This is a genomic window from Scytonema millei VB511283 (genome assembly GCF_000817735.3).
Classification (GTDB): Bacteria; Cyanobacteriota; Cyanobacteriia; order Cyanobacteriales; family Chroococcidiopsidaceae; genus Chroococcidiopsis; species Chroococcidiopsis millei_B.
In genome coordinates this window covers 866,891-878,086 of the sequence record NZ_JTJC03000001.1, presented here as the reverse complement: position 1 = coordinate 878,086, position 11,196 = coordinate 866,891, and the positions used below count along the sequence as shown (strand labels likewise).

8 protein-coding genes are annotated in these 11,196 nt (G+C 46.1%); 3 read left to right on the top strand and 5 right to left on the bottom strand.

The annotated features are described in order from the left end of the window. Positions 1–38: 38 nt before the first annotated feature. Positions 39–914 (top strand): WecB/TagA/CpsF family glycosyltransferase, encoded by an 876-nt coding sequence (locus QH73_RS03985; protein ID WP_039715317.1) that lies wholly within the window; start codon positions 39–41, stop codon positions 912–914. Between the two features lie 85 nt (positions 915–999). On the opposite strand, the gene ileS is transcribed toward QH73_RS03985, so the two are convergent. The 3 genes from ileS to QH73_RS03970 all read right to left on the bottom strand — a co-directional run bounded on the left by ileS (position 1,000) and on the right by QH73_RS03970 (position 6,512). Then, complete coding sequence (gene ileS, locus QH73_RS03980) at positions 1,000–3,918, bottom strand: isoleucine--tRNA ligase (protein WP_052290252.1); 2,919 nt, start codon at positions 3,916–3,918, stop codon at positions 1,000–1,002. 243 nt (positions 3,919–4,161) lie between these two features. Beyond that, complete coding sequence (locus QH73_RS03975; protein WP_052290001.1) at positions 4,162–5,001, bottom strand: Ycf66 family protein; 840 nt, start codon at positions 4,999–5,001, stop codon at positions 4,162–4,164. 359 nt (positions 5,002–5,360) lie between these two features. Next, positions 5,361–6,512 carry an acyl-CoA dehydrogenase family protein gene (locus tag QH73_RS03970; RefSeq protein ID WP_052290000.1) on the bottom strand — a complete coding sequence of 384 codons (1,152 nt, stop codon included), beginning with the start codon at positions 6,510–6,512 and terminating at the stop codon, positions 5,361–5,363. Between the two features lie 80 nt (positions 6,513–6,592). Between QH73_RS03970 and QH73_RS03965 the strand changes: the two genes are divergently transcribed. Further along, complete coding sequence (locus QH73_RS03965) at positions 6,593–7,384, top strand: winged helix-turn-helix transcriptional regulator (protein WP_063777332.1); 792 nt, start codon at positions 6,593–6,595, stop codon at positions 7,382–7,384. A 51-nt stretch (positions 7,385–7,435) separates the two neighbouring features. After that, positions 7,436–7,975, top strand: coding sequence for a nuclear transport factor 2 family protein (locus QH73_RS03960; RefSeq protein WP_236146880.1), 540 nt, complete (start codon positions 7,436–7,438; stop codon positions 7,973–7,975). A 98-nt stretch (positions 7,976–8,073) separates the two neighbouring features. Here the strand turns inward: QH73_RS03960 and QH73_RS03955 are convergent, their stop codons facing one another. Continuing rightward, positions 8,074–10,332, bottom strand: a complete 2,259-nt coding sequence (locus tag QH73_RS03955; RefSeq protein WP_052289999.1) for a fused MFS/spermidine synthase — start codon at positions 10,330–10,332, stop codon at positions 8,074–8,076. 118 nt (positions 10,333–10,450) lie between these two features. Beyond that, positions 10,451–11,086, bottom strand: coding sequence for a TetR/AcrR family transcriptional regulator (locus tag QH73_RS03950; RefSeq protein ID WP_039715315.1), 636 nt, complete (start codon positions 11,084–11,086; stop codon positions 10,451–10,453). Positions 11,087–11,196: the final 110 nt, after the last annotated feature.

Below are 11,196 nucleotides of genomic sequence, written 5' to 3'. Positions count from 1 at the left end.
GTTAACTGAGGTTCCACATTGCTGGCAATAGAGAAAGAATGAAAAATACACGACAATTCACGCTAAATAATAGAGATTTATTTAGCGAACAACATCAAATTCAAAATCAATCCTTTGAGACTCTAGATTTAGAATTTAGAGTATTAAAAGTTTATAAAAAGCTTGACGTGATCGATTCACCTGTTAGTGCTTTACCGTTTGAATCCCAAATTAACTTAATCTTAGAGTGGGCAACGAGTAAAGTTAGTAAATTCGTTTGCGTGGCTAACACTCATATGCTAGTAGAAGCTTACTGGCATCCAGAGTTTGCCACAGTTTTGAAGAATGCAGACCTTGTGACTCCTGATGGAATGCCTTTAGTCTGGATGTTGAGGTTGTTGGGAGCGCGTACCCAAAATCGCGTTGCAGGAATAGATATTCTTTTATCTTTATGTAAACTCGCTCCTTTGAAGGATGTGAGCATATTTTTCTTAGGTTCTGAATCACCAATTTTAGAGAAAATGAGAGAGCGCTTGACGCGAGACTTTCCAGACTTAAAAATTGCTGGGATGGAGCCTTTGCCGTTTCGTCCACTCACGCGCGCAGAAGATGAAGCCTTGATTGAAAGAATTCATCACAGTGGAGCCGGGATCGTTTTGGTAGCTTTAGGCTGTCCGAAACAGGAATATTGGATGCAGCATCATCAAGATAAAATCCGAGCAGTAACGATCGGTTTGGGGGGAGCATTTCCTGTCTATGCAGGAGAGCAAAAAAGAGCGCCCCATTGGTTGCGTTTTGGTGGTGGTGAGTGGTTGTATCGGTTGCTGCAAGAACCACTGAGATTATCACGTCGATATGGTCAAACTATTCCAGTATTTACCTTGCTAGCTTTAAAGCAAATACTGCTATGTTACTTATCAAAATCTCAAGGTTGATAGGATTTGATTGTGTAGCGATCGCTAGTCACTGGTAGTTTGCAAATAACTAAGCAAATAACTAACGATAGCTAACAATCGAAAATTAAAATTCTCCTGCGAGAGCGGGAATACATCGTTCGCACAAGAGCGGATGTGCTTGAGATGCACCTACATGCACGGAATAATTCCAACAGCGATCGCATTTTTTTCCGTCAGCCTTAGCGACTCCAATTCCCAAAGCATCAGATTGAAAATTATATTTCAATTCTGTTAGGGTTGCAGGAGTATCGAGCAATTCTACCCCAGAAGTGATGAATAAATAGCGTAACTCATCAACACCGTTGGAATGAGTGGATGGCTGTACGTCCGTACTGGGATTTAAAGATTGCAGTCGTTGTTGCAAATTAGTATCGGCAACATATAACAACACCTTTGCTTCGAGAGAAGAACCGATCGCCTTTTCGGTACGTGCTTGTTCTAATACCTTATTCACTTCAGTGCGGAGTTGACGCAACTGAACCCAAGATTCTGCCAACTCTGGATTTTGCCATTTGTCCTCTAACTTCACCCAGCCAGATTCAAAGACAGATTCATGCGACGTGGGGTAGGGAAGATATTGCCAGATATCCTCTGCCATATGACACAAGACAGGGGCGATTGCTTTGGCTAAGTTTTCTAGAGCAATCTGCAACACTGTTTGACAGCTGCGACGGCGGAACGAATTAGCGGCACTGATATACAGGCGATCCTTGGCAATATCCAAATAGAAACTGGATAAATCGACGACACAGAAATTCTGCACGGTTTGGAAAAAACGGAAGAATTGGTATTTATCAAAAGCCTGAGTTACCTCAGTAAATACTTCCGTCATCCGGTGCAGCATGTAACGATCCAGCTCTGGTAACTGCTCGTACGGTACTGCATCCCGACTGGGATCGAAATCGTGCAGATTTCCTAGTAAGAAACGAGCCGTGTTACGAATTTTATTTCTCGCATCTGCTAGCTGCTTTAAGATATTTTTACTGATAGGCACGTCGGCGGAATAATCTACCGACGATACCCACAACCGCAACACATCTGCGCCGTAGGGTGGTTCCTCTTTTTGATTCTTACCCCCGTCAATGACTACCGTTGGATCGACTCCATTCCCCAAAGACTTACTCATCTTCCGCCCCTGTTCGTCTACGGTGTAGCCGTGAGTCAAAACAGTTTTATAAGGTGCGTGACCGTTAGTCGCAACGCTCGTGAGTAAACTAGACTGGAACCAACCGCGATGCTGATCCGATCCTTCCAGGTAAAGATCGGCTGGATAAGCTAATTCTTGCCGCTGTTGAAGGACAGCCGCCCAAGAGGAACCAGAATCAAACCAAACATCCATCGTATCCATACCTTTACGGTATTTTCGCCCGTTATCGCGATACTTTTCTGGGAGCAACTCTTCTACCGACATTTCCCACCAAGCATCCGAGCCTTTTTCAGCAAAGATATTTTGGACGCGAGCGATCGTTTCTTCATTCAGTAGCGGTTCCCCAGTTTCTTCGTCGTAGAATACCGGAATTGGTACGCCCCAACTGCGCTGGCGGGAGATACACCAGTCAGAACGCTCGGTTACCATTGCCGTGATGCGGTTTTCTCCTTGAGCGGGAATCCATCGGACATGGGCAATTTCTTGCAGGGCTGCGTCTCGGAATCCTTCTACCGACGCAAACCATTGCTCGGTTGCCCGCAAAATTACGGGTTTTTTCGTCCGCCAATCGTAGGGATACTTGTGGACGTACGGTTCTTCCTTCAGCAACGAACCAGCTTGTTCTAAAGCTTGAACGACTGCGGCGTTACCTTCTCCCAATACATTTAGTCCGGCAAAGTGTCCGGCTTCTGCGGTAAAGTTACCATCAGCATCGACGGGGGAGAGGATCGGCAGATTATAGCGCATCCCCACTTGATAGTCTTCTTGTCCGTGTCCTGGTGCAGTGTGGACGAGTCCCGTACCGGATTCTGTCGTCACGTAGTCGCCGCCAATGACAATCGGACTTTCGCGATCGCACAATGGATGGCGATACTTGCAGTGTTCCAGTTCGTAGCCTTTGAATGTCGCTTTGATAGTTAGTGGAGCGCCAAGTGTAGTAGATAGTCTTTCAACTAAATCCGCCGCAACGATGAGATATTTGGTTGACGGTTGACGGTAAACGCTGGCGCTACACTGCGTGAAGACAGTTGACGGTTGGTTTTCGACTCCCGACTCCCGACTTCCGACTCCCGACTCCCGACTCCCGACTTCTACAACTGCATAGGTCAAGTCGGGATTGACTGCAACTGCTAAGTTGGCTGGAATTGTCCACGGGGTTGTCGTCCAGATGGCTACCCAGAGATGGGGGAGGAAGGATTTGAGTTTGGGGAAAGCTGATGGCTCGATGTGAGTTATCGGGAAAGCCGCATAGAGACTGCGAGAAGTGTGTCCTTCGGGATACTCTAATTCTGCTTCGGCTAGGGCGGTTTTCGAGCTGGGACTCCAGTAAACGGGTTTGAAGCCGCGATAGATGTAGCCTTTCAAGACCATTTGCCCGAATACGCCGATTTGGGCAGCTTCGTATTTTGGTTTGAGAGTCAAATAGGAGTTTTCCCAATCGCCGACTACACCCCAGCGTTTGAGGCTAGCGCATTGTTCTTGCATGGCTTTGAGGGCAAAGTCCCGTGCTTTGTGGCGCAGTTCCAAAGGTGTAAGCGAGGCGCGTTCCTGCGGCTTCATGCTTTGGATGACTTTGAGTTCGATGGGCAATCCGTGACAGTCCCAACCATGAATGCAGCGAACTTTACGCCCTTGTTGGAGTTGATAGCGGTTGATGATGTCTTTGAGGATTTTATTCAGGGCGTGACCGATGTGTAACGAGCCGTTGGCGTAGGGCGGTCCGTCGTGTAAAGTGAAAATCTCGCCAGAATTTTGCTGTGACAGGCGATCGTAAATTTGACGATCTGCCCAAAACTTTTGGATCTCCGGCTCGCGCTTGGTGGCGTTTGCCCGCATGTCAAATTTTGTCTTGGGCAAGTTTACGGTATCTTTGTAAGAAACGGGCGGCAAGGTTGCCTCGCCGGTATTAGTTTCGTAACTTCCTGGTTCTGTCACAGCTTTGATTTCTAAAATAGAGGCAAGGTTATTCAACTATTTTAGAAGTATTTCTACGGAAGGATAAGTCCCATTACAGTTTAATGCAGGCGATCGCATTGTATTTGTAGATCCAGCCATCAATATAACTTCATTTTTTTCGTTTTACGACTTCTCGTCGGTTTCTGGTGGTGAAGCTGGTTGATGCTTTTCTTCTGCATCTTCAATTGCAGCTTCTACTAATTCGGGACTGGGGGGATCGGGACGGTGTAATTGAGAGATCTCATCCTCTGAAGATGATTCAGTTTCAGTTTCAGTGGTAGTCGATTCTTCTAGTTGGGTGGTTTCGACTGGGGTAGCCGCTACAATTTCTGGGTTTGGTTGAGCTTGGCGATCGACAATAGCGTTTTCGGTTGGAGGAGACACTTCTACTTCTAAAGCGTTTTCGGTTGGAGGAATTACTTCCACTTCTGAGGCGATTTTTTCTTCAAAGGTAGACGCTGACTCCGTTGTTTCTACGGCTGTAGGGGTTCGATTATCGACAATTTCGACAGTAGGAGTAGATTCCACTAGCGGTGTCGGAACTTCCTTAATATCACTCTTGGGTTTTAGCTGTTCTTTAGCTGCGGTAGCTTTACTCGTTGCTTTCTTGCCAAACTGTGACAGCTTTTGTAGGGGTGAGATTTTGGTGACTTGCTCTTGAACGCTGCTTTTTACCTGTGCTGCGCTAGGGACTGCTGTTTGTTGCTGTTGAGGGGTTAATTGGCGGCGTAACTGTAGAGTTTGGAACGCATACCAACCCAGTAATACGACTCCAGCAACTTGACCTAATAGGAGTCCTCCTGTAATTTGCTTGGCACATACCCATAAGACTAAAGCATAGAACAACCCTACGCCGCTCCAATAGATATCGTTTTTGCGACCGATTTCTGGGAAGAAAAAGGCGGCTAAGTAGATGCCAAGACTACCAATAGCAACAGCTAACGCAAGGATGTATGCAAGCATTTCTCATCTACTCCTAACTTAGAGTGTTTTCTGGGGATGTCTGCTGGGGGTGTTTTTTCAACTAGCTACCTCTACCATTTTGCGGGAGATTGTTGACTTAGATACAAAACAAAAATTAATTCTCTGTATCTACTTACCAGGTTGACATTTTTACCCTAATGTTGTTCTCTGCTGTATGGGCGATACTGTGGTACGGGTAATGCCGTGGCGCTCGCACAATGGAGGCTTCCCGATTAAATTGATGTTAGTCCGTAGCTTGTTAGTTATGAGTAGCTGAAAAAGCTGGTAGTGAGAGAACGATCGCTCTTATCTTTGCTGAAATCAAGACTGGGCGATCGCTCTGGACGAGAAAGATTTCTCTATAAACAAGACGTATCCCACCCAAATGCCAGTTGACCCGACAACTTGCGCTGCGCTTCCTCCCGCAAAGGATGATAGCGGACTCCCTGGATGTCACGGAATAATTTTTCCAGACCCAGCTTGCGATAGAACGCGCTTCCCCCCGCAATTTCCATCGCCAAATCAGCGACGTTGAGTACCGCTTTGGCAACCAGTGTCCGTCCTGTCATAATTTGATTTGTGGTCTCAAAGCCAGGTTGACTCACCACGGCAGTAGAAATCATGTGCTCAAGTGCTAACTTTGTAGCTGTCAATTCATTGTCTAAACCTCCCACCATGTAGCAGAGGTGTTCGTCAGTGTGGCGTTTCATTGCCAGTTGAATTGCGCGATCGCGGACTGCTTCTGCAACCCCAACATAAACAGAATAAATCAACGGAATCGCCACCATCGAGATCAGGTGAAAGATAAAATGCCACTTCCCTTGTGCTCGTCGTAAAACAATTGCCGCATCTGGTACAAAAACATTAGATAACACAACGTCATGGGAACCCGTTCCCCGCATTCCCATCGCTTGCCAGGTAGGTTCAATTGAAACGCCTTGGGAATTCATGGGAACCGCGAAATGTAATACTGTAGAACCTATTTCTGGATCTTCATAAACGGCACTGGTCATCAATAAATTCGCAGCAGGCGCACCACTAGCAAAGATTTTGCGAGCCGTAATCAGAAATCCACCCTCTACTTTTATCGCCGTGCCATTACTCTGTAACCAATCCGAGCCACCACTGCTGAGAAGCACGAGTTGCTCGGTCGCCACCCGTTTCAGCAATCCATCGACTGGAGCATTTTGATGATGCCATCGCCAGGTTGGTACCATCACCTGATGGGTATGCATTGAAAAAGCCAGCGCCGTTGAACTGGAATAGCGTCCTAAAATCCGTAGCACAGCGCAAAGATCGGTATAGCTGGCTCCGCCACCACCTAGTTCGGTCGGGACACCTGCTGCCACCAATCCAGACGCTTTCAACCTGGCAATGTTATCCGCGACAAACAAGTCGCTCTCATCGGCTTCGACTTCTCTGGCAGCAAATTGGTTTCCCAATGATTCCGCCAAGGATAGCCAATCTATCCCCTCTTGTTGGACGATCGGTGCGGTCTGTTGTTCTAACATTGGTCAGTCTCCTTTAAGTCTTGTGATACTTTTATTCTGATTTGCTGTATCAAGTGTTACAAGTTCAATATCTGAACCTAATGTGGGATCTTCCTAGATGTGCTATGAGAAAGGGATATGGGCAATTCTGTCCGGTAGCAAAGGCAGCTGAAGTAATTGGCGATCGCTGGAACCTACTGGTACTGCGAGAGATGCTGTATGGCAATCGCTACTTCAACGACATCAGTCGCGGCGTGCCATTGATGTCGCGTGCGCTCCTAGTTCAACGACTCAAAGAACTTGAGAAATTGGGGATTGTCGTTAGCCATGAAAAAGAGACTGGTCAAGGATATGAGTACGTTCTCACACCTGCCGGAGAAGCCCTGCGACCCATCATTGAGGCAATGGGGGTTTGGGCGCAACAATGGGGGAGCGAACAAATTGCCCCAGAAGACTTGGATGATGCCCTATTGATATGGGGTATGAGACGACGAATCAATCTTGAGGCGATACCCTCTCAAAAAATAGTGCTCCAGTTTGACTTTCGTGGGTTAACCAAAGGGCGCAAAACTCATCGCAGTTGGTGGATGATATTCGAGGATGGAGAGGTGGATATGTGTCAAAAAGATCCAGGCTTTGAAGTGGATGTCTTAATATCAGCCGATCTGAGTGCTTTCACCCATGTCTGGATGGGCTATACTCACCTGAATCTTGCCCTGAAGCAAGGGACAATTTGTTTTGAGGGCGATCGCGATCTCGTGCGTCAGATCCCAACCTGGCTATATCTCAATGGAGAATGGCGTTATGGTATGGGCATCGATCGCTCCGCCGCACAGTTGATGCAGGCTAACAAGTGCGTTGCAATGGAATGTAATGAAACTGTCGGTGCGTAGTTTAAGCTTATTTGCATCCACTGAATGCAGCGATCGGACAGTAGAAAAAAAATGAAGCTCGATTTACGTCATGCTAAAGCAAGATTGTACGGGGTGGCATTCGCGATTCTGGTTGGAATTGCTATTGTTTTAATTAGCATCGAAGTATTTGCAGGCATACCCACACATATACCCACACAGATGAATGTCAGTCATTCCAGCCCAGCAGGGGGAAAAGCAACCCCTCCAGAACAGATCCGCATAATTGTGCGTCAAGCGAGAGATAGTTGGGTCAATGGAGATGCAGATGCTTTCGCTGCTTTGTTTACTCCTGATGGCGAGTTGATTGTCCCAGGACAAAAATGGGTAGGTAAAGATGCCATTCGCAAAGCAGCCGCAGACTTTACGACTTATGCATCCAACGTCAAAATTGACATTCGTCAAATAATTATTGAAGGCGATCGCGCTGCCGTAGAGTGGTATTGGGAAGATACAGAAAAAGCTTCAGGTCGTCGCAACCGAGCAGACGATGCCATTATTGCCGATTTTGTCGCAGGCAAAATTAAGCGCTGGCGCGAATATATCGACAGTAAAACGCCAGAAAATAGTTGACAGTTATCAGTTGTCAGTTATCAATGTAGAGACGTTACATGTAACGTCTGTTATCAGTCATCGGGAAGCAGGGAGTCTATTTAATTACGACTTACGACTTACAACTTACCCTGATTCAAATAATATTCCGATCGCGGGAATAAATCTGTATTTATGGGTTGAGGTTGACCGTCTTTGGCGTGGGAGTAGAAATTTACCTGAGCAGCCTTGACATCTTGACGAATTGCTGCAACATTAACGCTTGCTTTTGCTAAAAAATTCAATACAGCCGTATCCTCTAGTTTAGTTAATAGCTGTTGTCGATTGAAGTCAAGGGGGCGATCGCTACCAATTAAAACGTGTAAATCGCCGCTCATGCTTAACTGCATCACGTAAGGGAATACGCTGCGGAATGTCTGTGCTGTGCCTAAGCCTACGTTCCACTCCACAAACATACCACCAGGGGCGAGGTGCGATCGCACGGCTTGAAAAAATTCTTGCGAGTAGAGCATACCAGCTCGCGATCGCCAGGGATAGATCGCATCGGCTTCAATGATGTCAAATTGGTGTTGGGATAGTTCCAGCTCTTGCCGTCCGTCACCGACAATAAATTGATAACGCGGGTCTTCAAATAGATATTTGAGCGGTTGACCGTTAGGAGTTTGAGCATATTGACGCAAAATTGTCAACTCAGCTCCCAGTAACTCTACCACTTTGATCTGCCGAGTTGCAGGGTTGACTCCTGCTGTATGAGCTGTCCCCCCCGAACCCAGACCAATAATTATGACTTGGGCGGGGTGGGGATGAATCAGTGCGGGTAAACTACCTAGCAGTGCGTGGACTTGCATGTAAGGGAAACTGGCTTGTGCTTGTCCGCTAGCGAGTAAAGTCCCTTGTCCGTTTACCTCAGTCACGGCGGCTACACCTGTCGAATCTTCGGCAGCTAGGAAATATTGTGCGGGTGGAATGCCATGTAGAGCAGCCCAAAGACGGGTATTATTGGGAAATACAGCAATTATGACAGCCAGGGCGATCGCCAGCGTACTCGTCAGCTTGTCTTTCCTGAGATTGAAACATAGCAGGGCAAATCCCAGTCCTAACCATGCAATGAATCGCAAGGAACCTGCCGTACCGAACTTATCCAACAGCACTAATCCCGTCAGCAGGCTACCTGTAGTATTACCCAAGATATTTGCAACTTGAATGAAACCGACTCGCTGTCCAATTTGGCTATCTTCTGTTTGTACGGCTTTCTGTACTAACGGAAAATAAAAACCAAGCCAGAAATTAGGCAATACGAGCATGACCGAGGGTATAACTACATATCTGAAAATGACAATAGAAGTAATGTTATTTAAGTCAATGTAGCCAATATCCGTGCGTAAATCTGTCGGATGAGATTGGTAGTAAATGCTAATCAGCCAAATAGAAATTAGCGCATAGGCAGCTATACCAGCTTGAATCGCAAAAAAGACTTTTCGAGGTTGACGAATAAATCGAATTGTTGCTGCTCCTGCGATGCTACCTAAGGCATTACCAACGAGAATAAATGCTAGGAGATGGGCGTAAGTATAGGCGATCGATTGCAGTACTGTATCTAAAACTCGAAACCAAATAATCTCTAAAGAAATTGCGGCAAAACCGGAAAGAAAAACCAAAAAGCACCACTGCCATAGAGAACGCGATCGCAGCGATCCATTTGCCGTATTTGATGCAACTAATACAGGACGATTTGGCTGAAATTGACGAGAAATAGACCAGGCAACAATTCCCACCACAGCACTTAGAATTGCACCGAAATAAACTGTTTTTTCGTATCCAAAAGTCCCGATAATATACCAACCAGAAACGAGCGTTCCCAGCCCCGAACCGAGTGTATTTAAACCGTAGAGCAGACCAATCCGAACTGCTGCGCCCTCTGCATGACGGCTAGTTGCTTTCGTTACTAGAGGCAGAGACACGCCCATTAAAGTAGTAGGAATTAATAAACTGACAAACACGATCGCCAACATCATTGCTGGAGATTGTGCCAAAGATTTTCCTTGCAAAAACAGCAAGTCGTAAAATAAAAAGCGGCTGCAAACAGCAAAAATAGCAATGCCAAAATTGCAGCAACCATAGATTTGTACTGCCTGACGATTACTGAGGCGATCGCTAATCCAGCCACCCAGCCAGCCACCTACACCCAGTCCTAACAAATAAGAGGCAACTACAATCGTTACCGATCGCACGTCAGATCCAGAAAACAACCCCAGCATTCGCTGCCATACCACCTGATAAAGCAGCGCTGTAAACCCTGAGAGAAAATAAATAATAAATAGGGCAGGGATCGCCCCCACAAATTCAACTTTTTTGGGAATAAGAGATTTTTGATACATAAAAACTGATATGCAAGGCAAAAGTTAAAAGTCAAAGGCTAAAATGGCGGAACTTAGTATATACAAGCGTCTTAAATCTGAATTAAAAATCTCTCAGTTCGAGAAATAAAAGACTACTTTAAGGGTATTCGGCTCGCTCGGTGATAATTAAATTAATCAATGTGTCAATTAGGCGATCGCGCTCCATTGGCAAAATATCTCTACCATGCAACATTTCCTGCACGATCATATAATGTACGATCGCCCCGATAAAAATTCGCGCTGTTGCTTCTGGGTCTGCTAGCTTGAGATGCGGACAATTTGCAAAATAGTGACAGAGGCTTCTAAACGCAGTTTGCTCGATATTGCGAACGAAGGCACGGGCTAACTGCGGAAATCGTCCCGACTCTCCCAGAATCAGCCGCATAAAGTTGAGGAACTGTGGCTCATTTATCCCACCATCTAATGCTCTATTGGCAAAATTTCTTAGAACAACCTGGGGGGTCATTTGCAAAATCTGCTCGTCCGCTGCGCCAAAGATGGATTGAAATTTTTGCTCGACCAGACGTTGAATTAGCGCGATAAACAAGCTTTCCTTGTCTTGAAAATGACTGTAAACCGTGGCTTTTGAAACTTTGGCGGCGATCGCAACTCGATCCATACTAGTTGCAGCATAACCGCGAGCCAAAAACTCTTTCATGCCACCTTCTAAAATGGCTTCAGTTTTCTCTGGAGAGAGCTGTCTGTCACTACATCCAGATTTTCCCTGTCTCATGCCGAGTCGTCCTTAAGGCTTGATATCGATCTTCTCTTGACATTTTAAGCTGAACTGATTAGTTTAGTGACAGAAAGTGAACTAGCCGGTTTAGTCTACTCTATTGGCAG

Coding starts and splice junctions, on each gene's coding strand:
- QH73_RS03985 (WP_039715317.1), top strand. CDS start 39: ATGAAAAATACACGACAATTCACGCTAAATAATAGAGATTTATTTAGC.
- ileS (WP_052290252.1), bottom strand. CDS start 3,918: ATGCGGGCAAACGCCACCAAGCGCGAGCCGGAGATCCAAAAGTTTTGG.
- QH73_RS03975 (WP_052290001.1), bottom strand. CDS start 5,001: ATGCTTGCATACATCCTTGCGTTAGCTGTTGCTATTGGTAGTCTTGGC.
- QH73_RS03970 (WP_052290000.1), bottom strand. CDS start 6,512: ATGTTAGAACAACAGACCGCACCGATCGTCCAACAAGAGGGGATAGAT.
- QH73_RS03965 (WP_063777332.1), top strand. CDS start 6,593: ATGTGGGATCTTCCTAGATGTGCTATGAGAAAGGGATATGGGCAATTC.
- QH73_RS03960 (WP_236146880.1), top strand. CDS start 7,436: ATGAAGCTCGATTTACGTCATGCTAAAGCAAGATTGTACGGGGTGGCA.
- QH73_RS03955 (WP_052289999.1), bottom strand. CDS start 10,332: ATGTATCAAAAATCTCTTATTCCCAAAAAAGTTGAATTTGTGGGGGCG.
- QH73_RS03950 (WP_039715315.1), bottom strand. CDS start 11,086: ATGAGACAGGGAAAATCTGGATGTAGTGACAGACAGCTCTCTCCAGAG.